Consider the following 23,639-nt stretch of genomic DNA (forward strand, 5'->3'; position numbering starts at 1 on the left):
TCCTTACTCAGCACTGCTGGCGAAATCGAGATCTTGGCCTGGCTGAAGCGAGATGATCGCTTTCTTCCAGTCGTTACGCTTGCCCAGACCGCGAGCGGTGCGCTTGCTCTTACCCAGAACGTTCTGAGTAGTAACACGCTCAACCTTCACGCTGAACAGGCTTTCGACGGCCTTCTTGATTTCCAGCTTGGTTGCATCGGTTGCAACCTTGAATACGAACTGGCTTTTCTTATCGGCCAGTAGTGTGGCTTTCTCAGAGATGTGCGGACCCAGCAGCACTTTAAATACGCGTTCCTGGTTCATCCCAGCATCTCCTCGAATTTCTTCACGGCAGAAACGGTAACCAGTACCTTTTCATACGCGATCAGACTGACCGGATCGGAACCCTGTACGTCACGAACATCGACGTGCGGCAGGTTACGTGCAGCCAGGTACAGATTTTGATCAATTGCATCAGACACGATCAGGACATCAGTCAGACCCATGCCATTCAGCTTGCCCAGCAGATCTTTAGTCTTCGGAGCTTCGACAGCGAAGTCTTCAACTACGACCAGGCGATCGGTGCGGACCAGCTCAGCAAGAATCGAACGGATCGCAGCGCGATACATCTTCTTGTTCAGCTTTTGGTCGTGATTCTGCGGACGTGCCGCGAATGTCACACCACCACCACGCCAGATTGGACCACGAGTGGTACCGGCACGAGCGCGGCCAGTACCCTTCTGACGCCATGGACGCTTACCGCCGCCCGACACATCAGAACGAGTCTTCTGCTGCTTGCTGCCTTGACGGCCGCCGGCCATGTAGGCCACAACTGCTTGGTGAACCAGGGTCTCGTTGTAATCGCCACCGAAAGTTGCTTCGGATACTTCGATCGCTTGAGCGCCATTTACATTTAATTGCATGTCAGCTTCCCCTTAACCGCGAGTCTTAGCTGCTGGACGCACAACCAAGTTACCGCCAGTCGCGCCAGGAACAGCGCCTTTGACCAACAGCAGGTTGCGTTCAGCGTCGACGCGCACAACTTCCAGGGACTGTACCGTCACACGCTCAGCACCCATGTGACCGGACATTTTTTTGCCCTTGAAAACGCGACCCGGAGTTTGGCACTGGCCAATCGAACCCGGAACACGGTGGGACACGGAGTTACCGTGAGTGTTGTCTTGGCCGCGGAAGTTCCAACGCTTGATGGTACCGGCAAAGCCTTTACCTTTGGACTGACCGGTCACATCGACCATCTGTCCAGCTTGGAAAATTTCAGCGTTGATCAAGTCGCCAGCTGAGTAGTCGCCTTCTTCAAGACGGAATTCCCAGACACCACGACCTGCCGCGACGTTCGCCTTAGCGAAGTGACCGGCTTGAGCCTTGCTGACACGCGAGGCACGACGCTCACCTACAGTGACTTGCACTGCACGATAGCCGTCGGTTTCCTCAGTTTTGAACTGGGTGACGCGATTCGGTTCGATCTCAATGACCGTAACCGGAATGGAGACACCTTCTTCGGTGAAAATACGGGTCATACCGCATTTACGACCGACTACACCAATAGTCATGTTGTAAACCTCATGAGTGTACGGGGCTTTCACCCGCTATGGCCGCCCATTTCAGAGCGTTACACGACTAAGACCCAAGTCTTAGCCGAGGCTGATCTGCACTTCCACGCCAGCCGCAAGGTCGAGCTTCATCAGCGCATCAACGGTTTTATCCGTTGGCTGGACGATGTCCAGTACACGCTTATGGGTCCGAATTTCAAACTGATCGCGCGCGTCTTTGTTGACGTGCGGAGAAGTAAGAACTGTGAACCGCTCTTTGCGAGTTGGCAGTGGAATCGGACCACGCACCTGAGCACCAGTACGTTTCGCGGTTTCCACGATTTCCTGGGTTGATTGATCGATCAGGCGATGGTCAAAAGCCTTCAACCGAATACGGATTTGTTGGTTTTGCATTTTGACCTCAGATTCCAAGCTGCGATTCCCAACGAGCGCAGAACGCCCGTTAAAAGGAGGCGCAATTCTATAGACGCGTCAAGCTAGTGTCAACCCAATAAAAAAAGCCCCCGCAAGCGGGAGCTTCTTTTACTCGATCAATCGATTACTCGATGATCTTGGCAACCACGCCAGCACCAACGGTACGGCCGCCTTCGCGAATTGCGAAGCGCAGACCATCTTCCATGGCGATCGACTTGATCAGGGTAACAACCATTTTCACGTTGTCGCCCGGCATGACCATTTCAACGCCTTCCGGCAGTTCGCAGTTACCAGTTACGTCCGTAGTACGGAAGTAGAACTGCGGACGGTAGCCCTTGAAGAAAGGAGTGTGACGACCACCCTCTTCTTTCGACAGAACGTACACTTCGCCTTCGAACTTGGTGTGCGGCTTAACGCTGCCTGGTTTGCACAGGATCTGGCCACGCTCTACGTCGTCACGCTTGGTGCCGCGCAGCAGGATACCGCAGTTCTCGCCAGCACGACCTTCGTCGAGCAGCTTGCGGAACATTTCAACACCAGTACAGATAGTCTTGGTGGTGTCACGCAGACCAACGATTTCCACTTCTTCCTGAACGCGGATAACACCACGCTCAATACGACCAGTTACAACAGTACCGCGACCGGAGATCGAGAATACGTCTTCTACTGGCATCAGGAATGGCTTGTCGATAACGCGAACAGGCTCAGGAATGTAAGTATCCAGAGTCTCAACGAGCTTACGAACGGCAGTGGTGCCCATTTCGTTGTCGTCTTGGCCGTTCAGAGCCATCAGAGCCGAACCGATGATGATCGGAGTGTCGTCGCCCGGGAAGTCGTAAGTCGACAGCAGGTCACGAACTTCCATCTCAACCAACTCCAGCAGCTCAGCGTCGTCTACCATGTCAGCCTTGTTCAGGAAGACAACGATGTACGGAACGCCAACCTGACGGGACAGCAGGATGTGCTCACGAGTTTGCGGCATCGGACCATCAGCGGCCGAGCAAACCAGGATAGCGCCGTCCATCTGAGCAGCACCAGTGATCATGTTCTTCACATAGTCAGCGTGGCCTGGGCAGTCAACGTGCGCGTAGTGACGAATGGTCGAATCGTATTCAACGTGGGAAGTGTTGATCGTGATACCACGAGCTTTTTCTTCCGGCGCGCTGTCGATCTGAGCGAAGTCACGAACTGCACCACCGAATGCTTCAGCACAAACCTTGGTCAGTGCAGCAGTCAGAGTAGTTTTACCATGGTCAACGTGGCCGATAGTGCCGACGTTTACGTGTGGTTTGGAACGATCAAATTTTTCTTTAGCCACGACAGTGATCCTCTAGCCTAAAGGGCTGAATTAGCCTTTCTTAACGATAGCTTCGACGATATTCGACGGAGCCTCAGAGTATTTAGAAAATTCCATGGAGTAGCTCGCGCGACCCTGAGACATGGAACGAACGTCGGTCGCATAACCGAACATTTCACCCAACGGTACTTCAGCGCGGATAACCTTGCCAGAGACCGTATCTTCCATACCTTGAATCAGACCACGACGACGGTTCAGGTCACCCATCACGTCACCCATGTAGTCCTCAGGTGTAACTACTTCCACTTTCATTACCGGCTCAAGCACAACAGCACCGCCCTTCTGGGACAGCTGCTTGGTAGCCATGGAGGCAGCAACCTTGAACGCCATCTCGTTGGAGTCGACGTCATGGTAAGAACCATCGAACACAGTAGCCTTCAGGCCGATGAGCGGATAGCCGGCAACAACACCGTTCTTCATCTGCTCTTCGATGCCTTTCTGAATAGCCGGGATGTATTCCTTAGGAATCACACCACCTACTACCTCGTTGACAAACTGCAAGCCTTCCTGACCTTCGTCTGCCGGAGCAAAACGAACCCAGCAATGACCGAACTGGCCACGGCCGCCAGACTGACGTACGAATTTGCCTTCGATTTCGCAAGACTTGGTGATCTTCTCACGGTACGAAACCTGCGGCTTACCGATGTTGGCTTCGACGTTGAACTCGCGACGCATACGGTCTACGAGGATGTCGAGGTGCAACTCGCCCATGCCGGAGATGATCGTCTGACCAGTCTCTTCATCTGTCTTAACGCGGAAAGATGGATCTTCCTGAGCGAGTTTGCCCAGAGCGATACCCATTTTTTCCTGGTCATCCTTGGTCTTAGGCTCAACAGCAACCGAAATTACCGGCTCTGGGAAGTCCATACGAACGAGAATGATTGGCTTCTCTTGCGAGCACAGAGTGTCACCAGTGGTGACGTCCTTCATGCCGATCAGAGCAGCGATGTCGCCAGCGCGTACTTCTTTGATCTCTTCACGGGTGTTTGCGTGCATCTGCACCATACGACCCACACGCTCTTTCTTGCCTTTAACCGAGTTCAGAACGCCGTCGCCGGAGCTCAGAACACCCGAGTAAACGCGAGCGAACGTCAGAGTACCCACGAACGGGTCGGTAGCGATTTTGAAAGCCAGAGCCGAGAACGGTTCAGCATCATCTGCATGACGCTCCATCTCAACGGTTTCATCATCGATATCCGTACCTTTGATCGCAGGAATATCAACCGGAGCCGGCAGGTAGTCGATAACGGCGTCGAGAACCAGAGGTACACCCTTGTTCTTGAACGACGAACCGCAAACAGCCAGAACGATTTCGCCAGCGATAGTGCGCTGACGCAGAGCAGCTTTGATTTCAGCAGTGGTCAGCTCTTCGCCTTCCAGATACTTGTTCATCAGCTCTTCAGAGGCTTCAGCGGCAGCTTCAACCATGTTGCTGCGCCACTCGTCCGCCAAGTCCTGCATGTCCGCTGGAATTTCTTCTTCGCGGAAAGTCATGCCCTTGTCGTCGTCGTTCCAGTAGATAGCCTTCATCTTGATCAGATCGATCTGACCCTGGAAGTTATCTTCCGAACCGATAGCCAGCTGGATCGGCACCGGGGTGTGACCCAGGCGCGCTTTGATCTGGCCGATTACGCGCAGGAAGTTAGCACCGGCACGGTCCATCTTGTTTACGTAAACAAGACGTGGAACACCGTACTTGTTGGCTTGACGCCATACGGTTTCCGACTGCGGCTCAACGCCCGAAGTACCACAGAACACTACAACAGCGCCGTCGAGTACGCGCAGCGAGCGCTCTACTTCGATGGTGAAGTCTACGTGCCCGGGGGTGTCGATGATGTTGAAGCGGTACTTATCGAACTGCTTCTCGGAACCCTGCCAGAAAGCAGTGGTTGCCGCGGAGGTGATGGTAATACCACGCTCCTGCTCCTGCGCCATCCAGTCCATGGTCGCGGCGCCATCATGCACCTCGCCCATTTTGTGGTTTACGCCGGTGTAAAACAAAACCCGCTCAGTCGTAGTGGTTTTGCCGGCATCAACGTGCGCGACAATACCAATGTTACGGTAGCGGTTAATCGGAGTAGTACGAGCCATATAGCCCTCGCAAAGTTTAGAAGCGCTAGAAAATTAGAAGCGGTAGTGCGAGAAAGCCTTGTTGGCTTCAGCCATACGGTGCACGTCTTCACGCTTCTTAACTGCAGCACCTTTGCCTTCAGCAGCGTCCAGCAACTCGCCAGCTAGGCGCAGAGCCATAGACTTCTCGCCGCGCTTACGGGCGAAATCTACCAGCCAGCGCATGGCAAGAGCATTACGACGGGAAGGACGTACTTCAACAGGAACCTGGTAAGTAGCACCACCAACGCGGCGCGACTTCACTTCGACCAGCGGAGCGATGGCGTCGAGAGCTTTCTCGAAGATCTCCAGGGGATCGCTGTTCTTACGTTCTTTAACCTTTTCCAGCGCGCCATAAACGATACGCTCGGCAACGGCTTTCTTACCGCTTTCCATTACGTGGTTCATGAACTTGGCCAGAATTTGGCTTCCGTATTTTGGATCATCAAGCACTTCGCGCTTGGCTGCTACACGACGTCTTGGCATGTGATAAGCCCTCAAACGGTCTTCAGGTTAGCTCGGGACCGCATTTGCGCCCGACCTTACTCTTATCGACTCAAATAAATAGATAACTGCAATTTAGTGAAATGTCCCATTACTGGGGCGTAATCACTTAGGACGCTTAGTACCGTACTTCGAACGACCCTGGTTACGACCTTTAACACCGGAAGTATCCAAAGAACCGCGAACGGTGTGGTAGCGAACACCCGGAAGGTCTTTTACACGACCGCCACGGATCAGCACTACGCTGTGCTCTTGCAGGTTGTGACCTTCACCACCGATGTACGAAGAAACTTCGAAACCGTTGGTCAGGCGCACACGGCAAACTTTACGCAATGCCGAGTTAGGTTTTTTCGGCGTAGTGGTGTACACACGAGTGCATACGCCGCGACGCTGCGGGCAGTTCTGCAGCTCAGGCACGTCGGATTTCTCGACGATACGCTTACGCGGCTGACGTACCAGCTGGTTAATAGTTGCCATCTTTAGCTCCACTGTTGTCTTTCGACGCTATTGCTTTACAAACAAAGCAAAATGGCAGAGCACATGCCCTGCCAAATTTAGGGGTGCATGAGTCTAAAGAGACTCAGCCTCCCAGTCAAGATGCAACCCTACCGCTCAGCGCGGCAGGGTTACGCTCTTAATTTCCGCTGAAGTTCAACGCTTCGGTCAGTGCAGCTTCCACTTCACTGGCGCTAACGCGAACTGGCTTGTCTGCATCACGCTTGCGCTTACGCTCGCTGTGATAAGCCAAACCGGTACCGGCCGGGATCAAACGACCCACAACCACGTTCTCTTTCAAGCCGCGCAGGTAGTCACGCTTACCAGTCACTGCCGCTTCAGTAAGAACGCGGGTAGTTTCCTGGAACGAGGCTGCCGAGATGAACGACTCAGTCGACAACGACGCTTTGGTGATACCCAGCAACACACGGCTGTACTTGGCGATGAACTTGTCTTCTGCAGCCAGACGCTCGTTCTCACCCAGTACTGCGGTCAACTCCATCTGGTCACCCTTGATGAAGGTTGAGTCGCCGGACTCTGCCACTTCAACTTTACGCAGCATCTGACGCAGGATGGTCTCGATGTGCTTATCGTTGATCTTCACGCCTTGCAGACGGTAAACGTCTTGAATCTCGTTAACGATGTACTTGGCCAGCGCGCTTACACCCAGCAGACGCAGGATGTCGTGCGGATCGCTCGGGCCGTCCGAGATAACTTCACCCTTGTTAACCTGTTCACCTTCGAACACGTTCAGGTGGCGCCACTTCGGAATCAGCTCTTCGTACGGATCGCTACCGTCGGTTGGTGTAATCACCAGACGACGCTTGCCTTTGGTCTCTTTACCGAAGGAGATCGTGCCGCTGATTTCAGCCAGAATCGATGCTTCTTTCGGACGACGCGCTTCGAACAAGTCAGCTACGCGTGGCAGACCACCGGTGATGTCACGGGTCTTCGACGTTTCTTGCGGGATACGCGCGATAACGTCACCGATGGCGATTTGCGCACCATCCTGTACACCGACCAATGCGTTCGACGGCAGGAAGTACTGAGCCGGTACGTCGGTACCCGGCAGCAGCAAGTCTTTACCATCGTCGCCAACCATCTTGATGGCCGGACGAATGTCCTTACCAGCAGCCGGACGATCTTTCGGATCAAGCACTTCGATGTTGGTCAAACCAGTCAATTCGTCAGTCTGACGCTTGATGGTGATCCCTTCTTCCATGCCTACGAACGTCACGGTACCTTTCATTTCGGTAACGATTGGGTGAGTGTGCGGATCCCACTTGGCGACGATGGCGCCCGGATCAACTTTGTCACCTTCCTTAACCGAGATCACAGCACCGTAAGGCAGCTTGTAACGCTCACGCTCACGACCGAACTCGTCAGCCAGGGCCAGTTCACCCGAACGCGATACCGCGATCAGGCAGCCGTCCACACGCTCAACGTGCTTGAGGTTGTGCAGGCGGATTTGGCCGCCGTTCTTAACCTGAATGCTGTCAGCAGCCGAAGTACGGCTTGCCGCACCACCGATGTGGAACGTACGCATGGTCAGCTGTGTACCCGGCTCACCGATCGACTGTGCAGCGATAACGCCGACAGCTTCACCGATGTTCACCTGGTGACCACGGGCCAGATCGCGGCCGTAGCACTTGGCACAGATGCCATAACGAGTTTCACAGCTGATTGGCGAGCGCACGATAACTTCGTCGATGCTGTTCAGCTCGATGAACTCAACCCACTGCTCGTCTACCAGCGTACCGGCAGGAACGATTACATCTTCAGTGCCAGGCTTGAATACGTCTTTGGCGATTACTCGGCCCAATACGCGCTCACCTAGCGGCTCTACTACGTCACCGCCTTCAATGTGCGGTGTCATCAGCAGGCCGTGTTCAGTGCCGCAATCAACTTCAGTTACTACCAGATCCTGAGCAACGTCTACCAAACGGCGCGTCAGATAACCGGAGTTAGCTGTTTTAAGTGCGGTATCCGCCAGACCCTTACGAGCACCGTGAGTCGAGATGAAGTACTGAAGTACGCTCAAACCTTCACGGAAGTTCGCAGTAATCGGCGTTTCGATGATCGAGCCGTCCGGCTTGGCCATCAGACCACGCATACCGGCAAGCTGACGAATCTGGGCTGCGGAACCCCGCGCACCCGAGTCGGCCATCATGTACATCGAGTTGAAGGACTCTTGGTCAACTTCCTCGCCGTGACGGTCAACAACCTTCTCTTTCGAGAGGTTGGCCATCATCGCCTTGGACACTTCGTCGTTGGCCTTGGACCACAAGTCGATAACCTTGTTGTACTTCTCGCCCTGAGTTACCAGGCCCGATGCGTACTGGCTTTCGATCTCTTTAACTTCTTCGGTTGCACTGTCGATGATGCGTGCTTTTTCATCCGGGATGACGAAGTCGTTAACACCGATCGACACACCCGAGATGGTCGAATAGGCGAAACCGGTGTACATCAACTGGTCAGCGAAGATAACGGTGTCTTTCAAGCCGACAGTGCGGTAGCACTGGTTGATCAGCTTGGAGATAGCCTTCTTCTTCATCGACTGGTTGACCACGTCATAGGACAGGCCAGCAGGCACGATCTGGTACAACAGCGCACGGCCGACAGTGGTGTCGACGATGCGGGTGTTCTTGGTCACGCTGCCATCTTTTTCGTTGATGGTTTCGTGAATACGCACTTTTACGCGAGCGTGCAGAGAGGCTTCACCGGCGCGGAAAACGCGGTCAACTTCCTGCAAGTCAGCGAATACACGACCTTCGCCTTTGGCGTTGATCGCTTCACGCGTCATGTAATACAGACCCAATACAACGTCCTGCGACGGCACGATGATTGGCTCACCGTTGGCTGGTGACAGAATGTTGTTGGTCGACATCATCAATGCACGGGCTTCGAGCTGGGCTTCCAGCGTCAGCGGTACGTGCACAGCCATCTGGTCACCGTCGAAGTCGGCGTTGTACGCCGCACAAACCAACGGGTGCAACTGGATAGCCTTACCTTCAATCAGAACGGGTTCAAACGCCTGGATACCCAGACGGTGAAGGGTCGGTGCACGGTTGAGAAGCACTGGGTGTTCGCGAATTACTTCAGCGAGAACGTCCCAAACTTCTGGCAACTCACGCTCAACCATCTTCTTGGCAGCTTTGATGGTGGTAGCGAGACCACGCATTTCCAGCTTGCCGAAAATGAACGGCTTGAACAGCTCAAGTGCCATCTTCTTAGGCAGACCGCACTGGTGCAGACGCAGGGTCGGGCCTACGGTAATTACCGAACGACCGGAGTAGTCCACGCGCTTACCGAGCAGGTTCTGACGGAAACGACCTTGCTTACCCTTGATCATGTCAGCCAGGGACTTCAATGGGCGCTTGTTCGAACCAGTGATGGCGCGACCGCGACGGCCGTTGTCCAGCAGGGCGTCAACCGACTCTTGCAGCATGCGCTTTTCGTTACGCACGATGATGTCTGGCGCCGACAGATCAAGCAGGCGCTTAAGACGGTTGTTACGGTTGATCACACGGCGGTACAGGTCGTTGAGGTCGGACGTTGCGAAACGGCCACCATCAAGCGGTACCAACGGACGCAGATCTGGCGGCAGAACCGGCAGAACGGTCAGGATCATCCACTCAGGCAAGTTGCCCGAGCCCAGGAACGCTTCCATCAGCTTCAGACGCTTGGACAGCTTCTTGATCTTGGTTTCCGAATTGGTTTGCGGAATCTCTTCACGCAGACGGCCAATTTCGTGCTCCAGATCGATAGCGTGCAACAGCTCGCGAACAGCCTCGGCACCCATACGGGCGTCGAAGTCGTCACCGAACTCTTCCAGTGCTTCGAAGTACTGCTCATCGTTCAGCAGCTGACCTTTTTCCAGCGTGGTCATGCCCGGATCGATAACGACATAGCTCTCGAAATAGAGAACACGTTCGATATCACGCAGGGTCATGTCCATCAGCAAACCGATACGGCTCGGCAGCGACTTCAGGAACCAGATGTGGGCAACCGGCGAAGCCAGTTCGATGTGCGCCATACGCTCACGACGAACTTTGGCCAGTGCAACTTCAACGCCGCACTTCTCACAGATAACACCACGGTGCTTGAGGCGCTTGTACTTACCGCACAGGCACTCATAGTCTTTTACCGGGCCAAAGATTTTGGCGCAGAACAGACCGTCACGCTCAGGCTTGAACGTACGGTAGTTGATGGTTTCCGGCTTTTTAACTTCACCGAACGACCACGAGCGGATCATCTCAGGCGATGCCAATCCAATACGGATGGCGTCGAACTCTTCGACTTGACCCTGGTTTTTCAGCAAATTCAGTAGGTCTTTCAAGGCCTTTCCTCCTGGCGGAGCTGGCGATGGAGCAAAGTGCTCCACCGCCGATTCGCGTCACGTGTTATTCGGTTTCCAGATCGATATCGATACCGAGCGAACGGATCTCTTTGATCAGTACGTTGAAGGACTCAGGCATGCCTGGCTCCATACGGTGATCACCGTCCACGATGTTTTTGTACATCTTGGTACGGCCGTTCACATCGTCCGACTTCACAGTGAGCATTTCCTGCAGCGTGTAAGCAGCACCGTACGACTCGAGTGCCCACACCTCCATCTCACCGAAGCGCTGGCCACCGAATTGCGCCTTACCACCCAGCGGCTGCTGAGTAACCAGGCTGTAAGAACCGGTAGAACGCGCGTGCATCTTGTCGTCAACCAAGTGGTTCAGCTTGAGCATGTACATGTAGCCAACGGTAGTTGGACGCTCGAACTGATTACCGGTACGGCCATCGATCAGTCGCATCTGGCCGCTTTCTGGCAGGTCTGCCAGTTTCAGCATGGCCTTGATTTCAACTTCTTTAGCACCGTCGAACACCGGAGTAGCCATTGGCACGCCGCCGCGCAAGTTCTTCGCCAGGTTGAGGATTTCCGTGTCGCTAAGGTCATCCAGACTTTCCTGACGGCCGCCGATCTCGTTGTAGATCTGCTGCATGAATTGACGCAGTTCAGCGACTTTGCGCTGCTCTTCGAGCATCAGGTTGATCTTCTCGCCCAGACCTTTAGCCGCGAGGCCCAGGTGAGTTTCGAGGATCTGACCCACGTTCATACGCGAAGGTACACCCAGCGGGTTCAACACGATGTCTACCGGCGTACCGTGAATATCGTGAGGCATGTCTTCAACCGGCATGATCACCGAGACAACACCCTTGTTACCGTGACGACCGGCCATCTTGTCACCCGGCTGGATGCGACGGCGGATTGCCAGGTAAACCTTAACGATCTTCAGAACGCCCGGAGCCAGGTCGTCGCCCTGCTGCAGCTTGCGCTTTTTGTCTTCGAACTTGTCGTCGAGCAACTGACGGCGATCGGAAATGTAGGCCTGAGCCTTTTCCAACTGCTCGTTCAGTGCATCGTCAGCCATGCGCAGTTTGAACCACTGACCACGCTCAAGACCGTCGAGGAATTCGTCAGTGATTTCGGCGCCTTTCTTCAGGCCAGCACCGCCTTCAACAACTTTACCCACGAGAGCAGAACGCAGACGTTCGAAGGTTGCGCCTTCAACGATACGGAACTCTTCGTTAAGGTCCTTACGGATCTCGTCCAGCTGCATCTTCTCGATAGCCAGGGCACGCGAATCGCGCTCTACGCCATCACGGGTGAAGACCTGTACGTCGATGACGGTACCTTTGGTGCCAGTCGGCACACGCAGGGAAGTATCTTTAACGTCAGATGCCTTTTCACCGAAGATCGCACGCAACAGCTTCTCTTCCGGCGTCAGCTGGGTCTCACCTTTCGGCGTTACCTTACCGACCAGAATATCGCCCGGGCCAACTTCAGCACCGACATACACGATGCCTGCTTCGTCCAGCTTGTTCAGTGCAGCTTCACCCACGTTCGGGATGTCCGAGGAGATTTCCTCAGGCCCAAGCTTGGTGTCACGGGCCACACAGGTCAGTTCCTGGATGTGGATCGTGGTGAAGCGGTCTTCTTGTACTACACGCTCGGAAAGGAGGATGGAGTCTTCGAAGTTGTAACCGTTCCACGGCATGAACGCGACGCGCATGTTCTGGCCCAGAGCCAGTTCACCCATGTCGGTCGACGGGCCGTCAGCGAGAATGTCGCTGCGTGCTACCTGATCACCTTTGCTCACCAGCGGACGCTGGTTAATGCAGGTGTTCTGGTTAGAACGGGTGTATTTGGTCAGGTTGTAAATGTCGACACCGGCTTCGCCAGTTTCAACTTCGTCATCGTTCACACGAACAACGATACGGCTGGCGTCGACCGAGTCGATCACACCGCCACGACGTGCAACAACGCAAACACCGGAGTCGCGCGCTACGTTGCGCTCCATACCAGTACCTACCAGCGGCTTGTCCGAACGCAGGGTCGGAACAGCCTGACGCTGCATGTTCGAACCCATCAGGGCCCGGTTAGCATCGTCGTGCTCGAGGAACGGAATGAGGGAAGCTGCAACCGAAACTACCTGCTTCGGCGAAACGTCCATCAGGGTTACGTCTTCAGGCGCTTTTACGGTGAATTCGTTGAGGTGACGTACCGCCACCAACTCATCAACCAGCTGACCTTTGTCGTTCATCGTTGCCGACGCCTGAGCGATCACGTGGTCTGCTTCTTCGATCGCAGACAGGAACACGATCTCATCAGTAACCAATGTGTCTTTAACCACACGGTACGGGCTCTCAAGGAAGCCGTACTGGTTGGTACGCGCATAGGCCGCCAGGGAGTTGATCAGACCAATGTTCGGACCTTCCGGCGTTTCAATCGGGCATACACGACCGTAGTGAGTCGGGTGTACGTCACGGACTTCGAAGCCTGCACGCTCACGTGTCAGACCGCCCGGGCCAAGAGCCGAAACGCGGCGCTTGTGGGTGATCTCGGACAGCGGGTTGTTCTGGTCCATGAACTGCGACAGCTGGCTGGAACCGAAGAACTCTTTGACCGCAGCAGCCACGGGCTTGGCGTTGATCAGGTCCTGCGGCATCAAGCCTTCGCTTTCAGCCATCGACAGACGTTCTTTAACAGCACGCTCAACACGTACCAGACCTACACGGAACTGGTTCTCGGCCATTTCGCCGACACAACGCACGCGACGGTTACCCAGGTGGTCGATGTCATCGACGATGCCTTTGCCGTTGCGGATATCAACGAGGGTTTTCAGAACCTCGACGATGTCTTCTTTGTTGAGTACGCCAGAACCTTCGATCTCGGTGCGACCGATACGACGGTTGAACTTCATCCGGCCAACAGCCGACAGATCATAACGCTCTGGGCTGAAGAACAGGTTGTTGAACAGGGTCTCGGCAGCATCCTTGGTTGGCGGCTCGCCTGGACGCATCATGCGATAGATTTCAACCAGCGCTTCGAGCTGATTGGTGGTCGAGTCGATCTTCAGGGTATCGGAGATGAACGGACCGCAATCGATATCGTTGGTGTACAGGGTTTCAATGCGCACAACCTGCGCCTTGACGACCTTAGCCAGGTCTTCAACGCTCAGTTCAGTGTTGCACTCAACCAGGATCTCGCCAGTTGCCGGGTGCACGATTGCCTTGGCAGAAGTACGGCCAAGCAGGTAATCGATAGGCACGTTGAGCTCGGTGATACCGGCTTTGTTCAACTGGTTGATGTGGCGCGCAGTAATACGGCGGCCTTGCTCGACAATGACTTTGCCCTTGTCGTCAGCAATATCCAGTACAGCAATTTCACCGCGCAGACGCTCTGGCACCAATTCCAGACGCAGGCTTTCGCCGGTGACGTGGAAAACGTTGGTGGTATAGAAAGCGTCCAGCACTTCTTCAGTGGTGTAACCCAGTGCACGCAGCAGCACGGAAGCCGGCAATTTGCGGCGACGGTCGATACGTACGAACACGGCGTCTTTCGGGTCGAATTCGAAGTCGAGCCACGAGCCACGGTAAGGAATTACGCGAGCTGAATACAGCAGTTTGCCAGAGCTGTGCGTCTTGCCACGGTCGTGATCGAAGAACACGCCCGGCGAACGGTGCAACTGGGAGACGATGACGCGCTCGGTACCGTTGATTACGAAGGTACCGTTCTCAGTCATCAGGGGGATTTCCCCCATGTAAACTTCTTGCTCTTTAATGTCCTTGATCGCTTTGTTCGACGATTCTTTGTCGAAAATGATCAGACGGACTTTTACCCGCAGCGGTACGGCAAAGGTTACGCCACGAAGTACGCACTCTTTGACGTCAAAGGCCGGTTCGCCCAGGCGATAACCGACATACTCCAGAGCAGCATTGCCGGAATAGCTGATAATCGGGAAAACGGATTTGAAGGCTGCATGCAAGCCAATATCGCGAAACTGATCTTTGGTCGCTCCCGCCTGCAGGAATTCGCGATACGAATCCAGCTGGATGGCCAGGAGATAAGGCACATCCATGACATCCGGCAACTTGCTAAAGTCCTTGCGGATACGTTTTTTCTCAGTATATGAGTAAGCCATCAGCGTTCCCCAGCTTGGTCACCTGCTTATTTGGCCTCTCCGACGGGAGCAGCCAGAAACTCTTGCAAACCCATCATGGTTTGCTCCACCACCTATTCAGGCGTGGGTTTCCGTTCTAGTTCAACTGACGAACAGTTGAACTAGAACGGAAAAAGGCCGGTGGCAAAAGCCACCAGCCATCAGCCTTACGCGAGTCGCTCGGGCTGTAGACGCAAGGTCTTCGCTTACTTAAGCTCGACTTTGGCGCCAGCTTCTTCCAGAACCTTCTTAGCGGCTTCAGCTTCTTCTTTCGAAGCGCCTTCTTTAACAACGCCAGGAGCGCCGTCAACCACTGCCTTGGCTTCTTTCAGGCCCAGACCAGTCAGTTCGCGAACTGCTTTAATTACGTTTACTTTCTTCTCGCCAGCTTCAACCAGAACGATGTTGAATTCGGTCTGCTCTTCAACAGCAGCGGCAGCAGCAACAGCTGGGCCAGCAGCAGCAGCGGCGGAAACGCCAAACTTCTCTTCCATTGCCTTGATCAGTTCTACAACCTGCATCACGGACATTTCAGATACGGCGTTGATGATGTCTTCGTTAGTCAGAGCCATGACTCTAATTTCCTGTATTGGGGGACAGCCTACGCGGCCATCAAATTAAACAATTTTGATTGAAAGAGACTCGCTGCCTTAGGCGGCGGTAGCTTCTTTCTGGTCGCGAACAGCGGCCAAGGTACGAACGAACTTGCTGGTAGCGCCTTGAATAACGCTCATCAGCTGCGAAACCGCCTCGTCGTAAGTTGGCAAAGTTGCCAATACGTCGATTTGGTTGGCTGCGATCAGTTGACCTTCGAATGCGGCTGCTTTGATTTCGAACTTGTCCTGACCTTTTGCGAACTCTTTGAAGATACGAGCAGCAGCGCCCGGATGTTCATTCGAGAAAGCAATCAAGGTCGGGCCTTTGAACGCGTCGTTGAGCACTTCATACGGAGTGCCTTCAACAGCGCGGCGCAGCAATGTGTTACGTACAACTTTTACGTACACACCAGAAGCGCGGGCCTCTTTACGGAGTCCGGTCATAGCACCTACAGTCACGCCACGGGCATCAGCCACAACAGCGGAAAGGGCAGCTTTGGCAGCCTCGTTGACTTCAGCGACGATGGCCTTCTTGTCTTCGAGTTTAATTGCCACGGGTAAAACTCCTGCTTGTTACCGTTTCATCTGGCCGAAGCCGGATGTCGTTTTGGTGTCTGATTCGGTAAGAATCGGGAGCACCATCTGCGTAGGCTTCCATGTTTAAGGCTTGCGCCACCTACGGTCTTGGATAGCCCCCGCAAAGCAGGGACCCCAATTTTGTAGCGGGCACGTATTACGCACCCGCTTAAGTCATTACGCGTCGAGCGAACCCTGATCAATGATCAGGCCTGGACCCATGGTAGTGCTCAGGGTCACACGCTTAACGTAAACGCCTTTAGAAGTCGAAGGCTTCAGACGCTTAAGATCAGCGATCAGCGCTTCAACGTTCTGCTTCAATTTCTCGGCGTCAAAGCCAACCTTGCCGACGGAACCGTGAATGATACCGTTTTTGTCGGTACGGAAGCGAATCTGACCGGCTTTGGCATTCTTGACGGCAGTAGCAACGTCAGGAGTAACAGTACCAACCTTCGGGTTAGGCATCAGGCCACGTGGACCGAGCACTTGACCCAATTGACCGACAACGCGCATTGCATCAGGCGATGCGATAACGACGTCATAGTTCAGGTCGCCGCCTTTCATTTCAGCAGCCAGATCGTCCATGCCTACGCGGTCAGCGCCGGCAGCCAGAGCAGCTTCAGCAGCTGGGCCCTGAGTGAACACAGCAACGCGAACAGTTTTGCCCGAGCCATTCGGCAGCACAGTAGCGCCACGAACAACTTGGTCAGATTTACGTGGGTCAACGCCCAGGTTAACTGCTACGTCTACAGATTCAGAGAACTTAACAGCCGAGATTTCGGCAAGCAGAGCAGCTGCTTCAACGAAGTTATAAGCCTTACCAGCTTCAACTTTCTCAGCGATTGCCTTTTGACGCTTAGTCAACTTAGCCATTACACACCCTCCACGTTCAGGCCCATGCTGCGAGCGGAGCCAGCGATAGTACGCACGGCGGCGTCCATATCGGAAGCAGTAAGATCAGCCTGTTTAGTCTTGACGATCTCTTCCAGCTGAGCGCGGGTTACAGTGCCAACTTTAACGGTGTTTGGACGAGCGGAACCGCTAGTCAAACCAGCCGCTTTCTTCAGCAACACTGCTGCCGGGGTGCTTTTGGTTTCAAAAGTGAAGCTACGGTCGCTGTATACAGTGATGATCACTGGAGTCGGCAGACCTGGCTCTTGGCCTTGGGTCTTGGCGTTGAACGCCTTGCAGAATTCCATGATGTTCACACCGTGCTGACCCAGTGCCGGACCAACAGGTGGCGACGGGTTAGCTTGTCCAGCTTTTACCTGCAGCTTGATATAAGCCGTAATTTTCTTAGCCATGAGCTACTCCAATATTGGGTTCTGACGCCTTGCGGCTCCCCAGTTACTTACGCGTTTATCCCAGTGACGACAAAACCCCGCAGTCGATAACTGCGGGGTATGGGATGCTTGTGTCAGTTATGCCTTCTCGACCTGACTAAACTCCAGCTCGACCGGGGTAGCGCGACCGAAAATGGTCACAGCCACCTGGATGCGGCTTTTCTCGTAATTGACTTCTTCGACAACACCGCTGAAATCCGCGAACGGACCATCGATAACACGGACCATTTCGCCCGGCTCGAACAGTGTTTTCGGCTTTGGCTTATCGCCGTTATCTGCCACACGACGCAAGATAGCTTCAGCTTCTTTGTCGGTGATCGGAGCCGGCTTATCAGCCGTACCACCGATGAAACCCATGACGCGAGGCGTATCCTTGACCAAGTGCCAAGTGCCTTCGTTCATGTCCATCTGAACCAGAACATAGCCAGGGAAGAACTTACGTTCGCTTTTGCGCTTCTGGCCATTACGCATTTCTACCACTTCTTCGGTAGGAACCAGAATCTCGCCAAAGCCGTCTTCCATACCGGCGAATTTTACACGCTCAATCAAAGAGCGCATAACATGCTTCTCGTAACCCGAGTAAGCATGCACAACGTACCAACGCTTAGCCACGGGACACCCTTAGCCGACAATCAATGAAACAAGCCAGCCAAGCAGGGAATCTAAACCCCACAACAACAGCGCCATAACCAGAACTACCGCTACAACAATCAATGTTGTTTGGGTGGTTTCGGCGCGAGTTGGCCAGACTACTTTACGAATTTCAACGCGTGCTTCTTTAGTCAGAACCGCAAAGGCTTGACCCTTCGAAGTTTGCAGCGCAACAACACCGGCGATGACCGCAACCACCAACAGGCCTATTACGCGATACAGAATCGGCTCAGCAGCGAAATACTGATTACCAACCACGCCAACGACTACAAGAGCCGCAACTACCAGCCACTTGAGCAGGTCAAAGCGGGTTTCTTTGGCTTCAGCCTTTGCATTCATTTACGAGGATCCTGTGAAAGACGCGCCAAATTCATTTGAAAATGGCAGGTCAGGAGGGAATCGAACCCCCAACCTACGGTTTTGGAGACCGTCGCTCTGCCAATTGAGCTACTGACCTAAAACTTGATTAGGCCGACCATTATGTCGGCCTAACAGGGACAAATCAACTACTTACTCGATGATTTTGGCAACTACGCCAGCACCAACGGTACGACCACCTTCGCGGATTGCGAAGCGCAGACCATCTTCCATGGCGATCGACTTGATCAGGGTAACAACCATTTTCACGTTGTCGCCTGGCATGACCATTTCAACGCCTTCCGGCAGTTCGCAGTTACCAGTTACGTCCGTAGTACGGAAGTAGAACTGCGGACGGTAGCCCTTGAAGAAAGGAGTGTGACGACCACCCTCTTCTTTCGACAGAACGTACACTTCGCCTTCGAACTTGGTGTGCGGCTTAACGCTGCCTGGCTTGCACAGGATCTGGCCACGCTCTACGTCGTCACGCTTGGTGCCGCGCAGCAGGATACCGCAGTTCTCGCCAGCACGACCTTCGTCGAGCAGCTTGCGGAACATTTCAACACCAGTACAGATAGTCTTGGTGGTTTCACGCAGACCAACAATCTCTACTTCGTCCTGAACGCGAACGATACCGCGCTCAACACGACCAGTCACAACAGTACCGCGACCCGAGATCGAGAATACGTCTTCTACTGGCATCAGGAATGGCTTGTCGATAACGCGAACAGGCTCAGGAATGTAAGTATCCAGAGTCTCAACGAGCTTACGAACGGCAGTGGTGCCCAACTCGTTGTCGTCTTGGCCGTTCAGAGCCATCAAAGCCGAACCGATGATGATCGGAGTGTCGTCGCCCGGGAAGTCGTAAGTCGACAGCAGGTCACGAACTTCCATCTCAACCAACTCCAGCAGCTCAGCGTCGTCTACCATGTCAGCCTTGTTCAGGAAGACAACGATGTACGGAACGCCAACCTGACGGGACAGCAGGATGTGCTCACGAGTTTGCGGCATCGGACCATCAGCGGCCGAGCAAACCAGGATAGCGCCATCCATCTGAGCAGCACCAGTGATCATGTTCTTCACATAGTCAGCGTGGCCTGGGCAGTCAACGTGCGCGTAGTGACGAATAGTCGAATCGTACTCAACGTGCGAAGTATTGATAGTAATACCGCGGGCTTTTTCTTCCGGAGCGCTGTCAATCTGAGCGAAGTCACGGACAGCACCACCGAATGCCTCAGCACAAACCTTGGTCAGTGCAGCAGTCAGCGTTGTTTTACCGTGGTCAACGTGACCAATAGTGCCAACGTTTACGTGCGGCTTGCTACGTTCAAATTTCTCTTTAGCCATTTTGACTATCTCCCGACGAATAGTTACGCGAGTATTACCACCATTAAAACAAAGGCAGATACTTGCATATCTGCCTTTATTAGAATGGAGCTCATGAGCGGATTTGAACCGCTGACCTCACCCTTACCAAGGGTGTGCTCTACCAACTGAGCTACATGAGCGATATTTCCATCGCGACGCAGCAAACATGGAGCGGGTAGCGGGAATCGAACCCGCATATTCAGCTTGGAAGGCTGACGTTCTACCACTGAACTATACCCGCGGAGCTTGCTGCTCTCGCTAAATCTGGTGGAGGGAGAAGGATTCGAACCTTCGAAGTCGATGACGTCAGATTTACAGTCTGATCCCTTTGGCCGCTCGGGAATCCCTCCAAATTGTGAGGCGGCATTTTCTAGATCTGCCACCCTACTGTCAAGCTTTTTCTCATTTAAATCCTGAGGTTAGCTGCTTGTCAGCATCTTCTAAGCGCTGCCTGTTAAGGCGACCACTGCGAAGCGGGCGCCATCATATGCAATCTATCGCTGCGATGCAACACCTTTACACGGCATTATTTGATGCTCTAAGCCATTGAAGTCAAAAGCTAATTTCTGCAGAAGCTGATCATCCAGCAAACGTCGGCCATCTGGAGCAATTCGCACCCAGTAACTGCGGCTAGCACGCGGCATTTCTTTAAGCTGGGGTTGGTATCCAGCATCACTCAAACGCTGCATTACGCTTTGCGCCGAATCCCTGCGCGGATAGATACCAAGCGATATACCGTTGTTCAGCTCGCCTTCACTGATCAGAAAGCTATCAATTTTACGCCCCTGCAACTCGCGCAATAGTCGTAACGAGGCATCCCTGTTACCCAAAGGCGGCAGATACACCCAGTAATCTTGACCCGCCTGCCCTTCTACTGCCTGGGTAGCTGAACGAATATCCAGACTCAACAAGCGCTGCTCGACCTGAGCGGCATCAGCCTCCTGATCAAACTTGCCCAGGAACAAGCAGGCCTCTTCAGGCTCTTGGGCTGCGGGAGGCGCTTCACGGCGCAGTTGCGTTTCTGATTCGCTGAGTAAGCGAATAGCACGGTCACTCTGCTGCGCCACCGCTAACGGCAACACTTCCTTCGCCCGCAACGGCACTTGCTGCTGATGCCAGACGTAGTAAAAAGCATTGAGCACTAACAACAACAAAAACAACCAACGCATGAGCGACCTCAATTAAGCGGGCAAGCGGCAGCCAAGCCGATAAATACCAAATCCGGCACTATCCGCGCCTGTGGCAGCATCTCTTCAACCAACGCAGCATCGCCCCCAGTAATAAATACTGCAAAGTCCGCCCCCAGGTACTCGCCAGCCATATCCAACTGCGCCTGCACGAAGCCGCGAAGCATAATAGAGCAACCACGCTCCACCGCCTCCGCAGTCGATTTACCTGGAGCAAAACTATGCCGGGCTTCCTCAGCCGTAGGCTGGTCATAGCGGATACGCCGCGTATGGGTACACAGCTGATTGCGCATCAGCGGCATTCCGGGGCAAATATACCCGCCCAGATGCTCACCTTCGCGCGTCACCAAGTCAGAGGTCACAGCGGTACCAAGGTCGAGCACCAGACAGCTCTGCCCACCTGACAATGCATAAGCGCCTACTAGCGCGAGCCAGCGATCAAGACCCAGCCGCTGGTAATCCTCATAACCGTTACGCACGCCTGCCAGCGAATGTACAGATTGGGCCCGCGAACACTGCACATTGAAGCGCTCTGCCAGACTGGCCACGAGCTGATCAGTCTCCACATCGCTGCGCACACTAACCAGCCGGCAAGCTTGAACATCTTGCCCGGTATTGCCGACAGCCTGCAGCAGTTCGGCATCAGAGCCGACCACACCGACATGTTCAGCTTTCAGACCACCTTTATTAACCAGCCGCCACTTGATAAAGCTGTTACCGCAGTCAAGCTCAAGAATCATCACGCAACCTCAGGCTGAGCTCGCCGCCACTAAATTGTTGTTCAACACCATCAACCTCCAATCGCAAAGCACCAGAAGCATGCACGCCCAGTACCCGCCCATCGACATGGCGATCACCCGCGCTCAGCCTTACAGACCTGCCCTGCCATGCATGATTGTCCTGCCACTCATCAAGCAGACTAGAAAAACCCTGCTGCAAATATTGCTCGAGATAGTGCGCGAGGTTATCGCCCAGCTTCAGAGCCAAAGCATTGCGATCGACCAAGCAGCCCAACTGCGCACTGACCGATGTCCAGGCTTGATCAATGCCTTCGGCCTCAGCAGGCATATTGACGTTAACACCAATACCAATCACCACATCGCAGGCATCAGCCGGATCACCCGCAATCTCAACAAGAATTCCGGCTATCTTCGCACCTTCGACCAGTACATCGTTGGGCCACTTTAATGCAGTTTGTTGGACGCCCATCTGCTGCAAAGCCTTGGCAAGGGCCAACCCTACAACCAGGCTCAAGCCTTCAAGTTGGCGCAGGCCGCCCTCGATACGTATAGCTAAGCTGTAATACAGGTTCTGCCCAAACGGGCTAACCCATTGCCGGCCTCTGCGACCACGGCCTGCTGTTTGCTGCTCCGCGGTGACCACCATAGGAGCAGACTGGCCTGCCTGTAAACGACGGAGTACTTCGGCGTTGGTGGAGTCGACAACTTCAACCACGGTAATTGGCCAATGCTGACAGCCTGCCGCAAGGCTGGCTTCATCGAGCAGCACCAAAGGCATCTCAAGCCGATATCCGCGACCGCGGACCTTGTGAAAGCGCAGCCCTCGTTCAGCCTCCAGACTTTGCAGCTGCTTCCAGACCGCAGCGCGACTCACACCCAGTTCCGCCCCAAGGGCCTCACCAGAGTGAAACTGTCCGTCCTGTAATAGCCTCAACAGCTGCAACATAGAATTCTCACCGAGCAATAAGGTGCGCATGATAACGATGCACCCTGTACTTGCCTACCAAACAGGCACAGCTTTATTACCCGCGTGACCACTCTTTATAGACCGGCAACACTGCGATCAATAAATAAACGCCCATTCAGCCCGCGATTTAGAGCGATTGCGACACTGATGTCGCTTCGTTGGCTGCATCTTCATAGATGCAACGTGCACTCGATAGCAAAGCCGTGGATCTCGCTGTTGTTTAGCGCCGCGCAGCGGGGCTAAACAGCTTGCGATAGTCGTGGCGCCGCTTAGCTGCCTGCTGCCCGCCGCTTCCGAACACCCAGCCATTTTCCAGCGCACAAAGTAAAACCCCAGACCGTTTTCACGATCTGGGGTTTTGGTATAGGCGCTTGACGATGACCTACTCTCACATGGGGAAACCCCACACTACCATCGGCGATGAATCGTTTCACTTCTGAGTTCGGGATGGGATCAGGTGGTTCCAATTCTCTATGGTCGTCAAGCAATTTGTTGAAGCCTCGTCAGGGACGCTGCTTCGAATCGGGTATGTGATGCTTTGTAGTTTCGCAAACTTTCGGTGTTTCTACTTCCAGAGACACTCAAACATCAAATTGTTTGGGTGTTATATGGTCAAGCCTCACGGGCAATTAGTATGGGTTAGCTCAACGCCTCACAGCGCTTACACACCCCACCTATCAACGTCGTAGTCTTCGACGGCCCTTTAGGGAACTCAAGGTTCCAGTGAGATCTCATCTTAAGGCAAGTTTCCCGCTTAGATGCTTTCAGCGGTTATCTTTTCCGAACATAGCTACCCGGCAATGCCACTGGCGTGACAACCGGAACACCAGAGGTTCGTCCACTCCGGTCCTCTCGTACTAGGAGCAGCCCCTCTCAAATCTCAAACGTCCACGGCAGATAGGGACCGAACTGTCTCACGACGTTCTAAAC

General features: G+C 54.0%; 20 protein-coding genes, 4 tRNA genes and 2 rRNA genes. All 26 read right to left on the bottom strand.

Translation table 11 applies throughout. The features are described from left to right. Window positions 1-3: 3 nt before the first annotated feature. On the bottom strand, window positions 4-303 hold the full coding sequence (gene rplW, locus BM395_RS19690) for a 50S ribosomal protein L23 (protein ID WP_069901955.1): 300 nt from the start codon (window positions 301-303) through the stop codon (window positions 4-6). Further along, entirely contained in the window at window positions 300-902 is a 603-nt protein-coding gene (gene rplD / locus BM395_RS19695) for a 50S ribosomal protein L4 (RefSeq protein ID WP_010486975.1), read from the bottom strand. The genes rplW and rplD overlap by 4 nt, the downstream gene beginning before the upstream one ends. Before the next feature lie 12 nt (window positions 903-914). Beyond that, window positions 915-1,550 carry a 50S ribosomal protein L3 gene (gene rplC / locus BM395_RS19700; RefSeq protein ID WP_069901954.1) on the bottom strand — a complete coding sequence of 212 codons (636 nt, stop codon included), beginning with the start codon at window positions 1,548-1,550 and terminating at the stop codon, window positions 915-917. A gap of 81 nt (window positions 1,551-1,631) precedes the next feature. Then, complete coding sequence (gene rpsJ / locus BM395_RS19705) at window positions 1,632-1,943, bottom strand: 30S ribosomal protein S10 (protein ID WP_010486970.1); 312 nt, start codon at window positions 1,941-1,943, stop codon at window positions 1,632-1,634. A 145-nt stretch (window positions 1,944-2,088) separates the two neighbouring features. Next, the gene (gene tuf, locus BM395_RS19710) at window positions 2,089-3,282 is read right to left on the bottom strand and encodes an elongation factor Tu (protein WP_069901953.1); all 1,194 of its coding nucleotides are present in this window, start codon (window positions 3,280-3,282) and stop codon (window positions 2,089-2,091) included. Window positions 3,283-3,312: 30 nt separating this feature from the next. Further along, window positions 3,313-5,412 (bottom strand): elongation factor G, encoded by a 2,100-nt coding sequence (gene fusA, locus BM395_RS19715; RefSeq protein WP_069901952.1) that lies wholly within the window; start codon window positions 5,410-5,412, stop codon window positions 3,313-3,315. Between the two features lie 33 nt (window positions 5,413-5,445). Further along, the gene (gene rpsG / locus BM395_RS19720; RefSeq protein WP_002555493.1) at window positions 5,446-5,916 is read right to left on the bottom strand and encodes a 30S ribosomal protein S7; all 471 of its coding nucleotides are present in this window, start codon (window positions 5,914-5,916) and stop codon (window positions 5,446-5,448) included. 123 nt (window positions 5,917-6,039) lie between these two features. After that, a complete protein-coding gene (gene rpsL / locus BM395_RS19725; protein WP_090515065.1) occupies window positions 6,040-6,411 on the bottom strand; it encodes a 30S ribosomal protein S12 in 372 nt (123 codons plus the stop codon). Between the two features lie 157 nt (window positions 6,412-6,568). Beyond that, window positions 6,569-10,768, bottom strand: coding sequence for a DNA-directed RNA polymerase subunit beta' (gene rpoC, locus BM395_RS19730; protein WP_069901951.1), 4,200 nt, complete (start codon window positions 10,766-10,768; stop codon window positions 6,569-6,571). Window positions 10,769-10,832: 64 nt separating this feature from the next. Continuing rightward, complete coding sequence (rpoB, locus tag BM395_RS19735) at window positions 10,833-14,906, bottom strand: DNA-directed RNA polymerase subunit beta (protein WP_069901950.1); 4,074 nt, start codon at window positions 14,904-14,906, stop codon at window positions 10,833-10,835. 224 nt (window positions 14,907-15,130) lie between these two features. Continuing rightward, window positions 15,131-15,496: a 50S ribosomal protein L7/L12 gene (gene rplL, locus BM395_RS19740; protein ID WP_069901949.1), complete on the bottom strand. Its 366-nt coding sequence runs from the start codon at window positions 15,494-15,496 to the stop codon at window positions 15,131-15,133. A 78-nt stretch (window positions 15,497-15,574) separates the two neighbouring features. Beyond that, complete coding sequence (gene rplJ / locus BM395_RS19745) at window positions 15,575-16,075, bottom strand: 50S ribosomal protein L10 (RefSeq protein WP_069901948.1); 501 nt, start codon at window positions 16,073-16,075, stop codon at window positions 15,575-15,577. 198 nt (window positions 16,076-16,273) lie between these two features. Then, on the bottom strand, window positions 16,274-16,969 hold the full coding sequence (rplA, locus tag BM395_RS19750) for a 50S ribosomal protein L1 (protein WP_069901947.1): 696 nt from the start codon (window positions 16,967-16,969) through the stop codon (window positions 16,274-16,276). Further along, window positions 16,969-17,400, bottom strand: coding sequence for a 50S ribosomal protein L11 (rplK, locus tag BM395_RS19755; RefSeq protein WP_069901946.1), 432 nt, complete (start codon window positions 17,398-17,400; stop codon window positions 16,969-16,971). The genes rplA and rplK overlap by 1 nt, the downstream gene beginning before the upstream one ends. A gap of 117 nt (window positions 17,401-17,517) precedes the next feature. Further along, the gene (gene nusG, locus BM395_RS19760; RefSeq protein WP_069901945.1) at window positions 17,518-18,051 is read right to left on the bottom strand and encodes a transcription termination/antitermination protein NusG; all 534 of its coding nucleotides are present in this window, start codon (window positions 18,049-18,051) and stop codon (window positions 17,518-17,520) included. Between the two features lie 9 nt (window positions 18,052-18,060). Continuing rightward, window positions 18,061-18,429 carry a preprotein translocase subunit SecE gene (secE, locus tag BM395_RS19765; protein WP_090515067.1) on the bottom strand — a complete coding sequence of 123 codons (369 nt, stop codon included), beginning with the start codon at window positions 18,427-18,429 and terminating at the stop codon, window positions 18,061-18,063. 42 nt (window positions 18,430-18,471) lie between these two features. Continuing rightward, window positions 18,472-18,547, bottom strand: a tRNA-Trp gene (locus tag BM395_RS19770). A gap of 53 nt (window positions 18,548-18,600) precedes the next feature. Then, window positions 18,601-19,794 (bottom strand): elongation factor Tu, encoded by a 1,194-nt coding sequence (gene tuf / locus BM395_RS19775; protein ID WP_069901943.1) that lies wholly within the window; start codon window positions 19,792-19,794, stop codon window positions 18,601-18,603. 85 nt (window positions 19,795-19,879) lie between these two features. After that, window positions 19,880-19,955 (bottom strand) — tRNA-Thr (locus tag BM395_RS19780). Between the two features lie 27 nt (window positions 19,956-19,982). Then, a tRNA-Gly gene (locus BM395_RS19785) sits at window positions 19,983-20,056 on the bottom strand. A 24-nt stretch (window positions 20,057-20,080) separates the two neighbouring features. Next, window positions 20,081-20,165 (bottom strand) — tRNA-Tyr (locus BM395_RS19790). 144 nt (window positions 20,166-20,309) lie between these two features. Beyond that, window positions 20,310-20,984 carry an SPOR domain-containing protein gene (locus tag BM395_RS19795; protein ID WP_090515069.1) on the bottom strand — a complete coding sequence of 225 codons (675 nt, stop codon included), beginning with the start codon at window positions 20,982-20,984 and terminating at the stop codon, window positions 20,310-20,312. Between the two features lie 8 nt (window positions 20,985-20,992). Then, a complete protein-coding gene (locus BM395_RS19800) occupies window positions 20,993-21,742 on the bottom strand; it encodes a pantothenate kinase (protein ID WP_090515071.1) in 750 nt (249 codons plus the stop codon). Further along, window positions 21,732-22,688, bottom strand: a complete 957-nt coding sequence (gene birA / locus BM395_RS19805) for a bifunctional biotin--[acetyl-CoA-carboxylase] ligase/biotin operon repressor BirA (protein WP_090515081.1) — start codon at window positions 22,686-22,688, stop codon at window positions 21,732-21,734. Before birA ends, BM395_RS19800 begins: the two co-directional genes overlap by 11 nt. Before the next feature lie 390 nt (window positions 22,689-23,078). Further along, a 5S ribosomal RNA gene (gene rrf, locus BM395_RS19810) occupies window positions 23,079-23,194 on the bottom strand. A 123-nt stretch (window positions 23,195-23,317) separates the two neighbouring features. Then, window positions 23,318-23,639 (bottom strand): 23S ribosomal RNA (locus BM395_RS19815); the annotation flags it as partial.

This window comes from Pseudomonas marincola (assembly GCF_900116605.1).
Lineage (GTDB): Bacteria > Pseudomonadota > Gammaproteobacteria > Pseudomonadales > Pseudomonadaceae > Aquipseudomonas > Aquipseudomonas marincola.

Bases quoted from the DNA above. Each gene is read 5' to 3' on its own strand.
- rplW (WP_069901955.1), bottom strand. From the start codon at position 303: ATGAACCAGGAACGCGTATTTAAAGTGCTGCTGGGTCCGCACATCTCT.
- rplD (WP_010486975.1), bottom strand. From the start codon at position 902: ATGCAATTAAATGTAAATGGCGCTCAAGCGATCGAAGTATCCGAAGCA.
- rplC (WP_069901954.1), bottom strand. From the start codon at position 1,550: ATGACTATTGGTGTAGTCGGTCGTAAATGCGGTATGACCCGTATTTTC.
- rpsJ (WP_010486970.1), bottom strand. From the start codon at position 1,943: ATGCAAAACCAACAAATCCGTATTCGGTTGAAGGCTTTTGACCATCGC.
- fusA (WP_069901952.1), bottom strand. From the start codon at position 5,412: ATGGCTCGTACTACTCCGATTAACCGCTACCGTAACATTGGTATTGTC.
- rpsG (WP_002555493.1), bottom strand. From the start codon at position 5,916: ATGCCAAGACGTCGTGTAGCAGCCAAGCGCGAAGTGCTTGATGATCCA.
- rpsL (WP_090515065.1), bottom strand. From the start codon at position 6,411: ATGGCAACTATTAACCAGCTGGTACGTCAGCCGCGTAAGCGTATCGTC.
- rpoB (WP_069901950.1), bottom strand. From the start codon at position 14,906: ATGGCTTACTCATATACTGAGAAAAAACGTATCCGCAAGGACTTTAGC.
- rplL (WP_069901949.1), bottom strand. From the start codon at position 15,496: ATGGCTCTGACTAACGAAGACATCATCAACGCCGTATCTGAAATGTCC.
- rplA (WP_069901947.1), bottom strand. From the start codon at position 16,969: ATGGCTAAGTTGACTAAGCGTCAAAAGGCAATCGCTGAGAAAGTTGAA.
- rplK (WP_069901946.1), bottom strand. From the start codon at position 17,400: ATGGCTAAGAAAATTACGGCTTATATCAAGCTGCAGGTAAAAGCTGGA.
- secE (WP_090515067.1), bottom strand. From the start codon at position 18,429: ATGAATGCAAAGGCTGAAGCCAAAGAAACCCGCTTTGACCTGCTCAAG.
- tuf (WP_069901943.1), bottom strand. From the start codon at position 19,794: ATGGCTAAAGAGAAATTTGAACGTAGCAAGCCGCACGTAAACGTTGGC.
- BM395_RS19795 (WP_090515069.1), bottom strand. From the start codon at position 20,984: ATGCGTTGGTTGTTTTTGTTGTTGTTAGTGCTCAATGCTTTTTACTAC.
- BM395_RS19800 (WP_090515071.1), bottom strand. From the start codon at position 21,742: ATGATTCTTGAGCTTGACTGCGGTAACAGCTTTATCAAGTGGCGGCTG.
- birA (WP_090515081.1), bottom strand. From the start codon at position 22,688: ATGTTGCAGCTGTTGAGGCTATTACAGGACGGACAGTTTCACTCTGGT.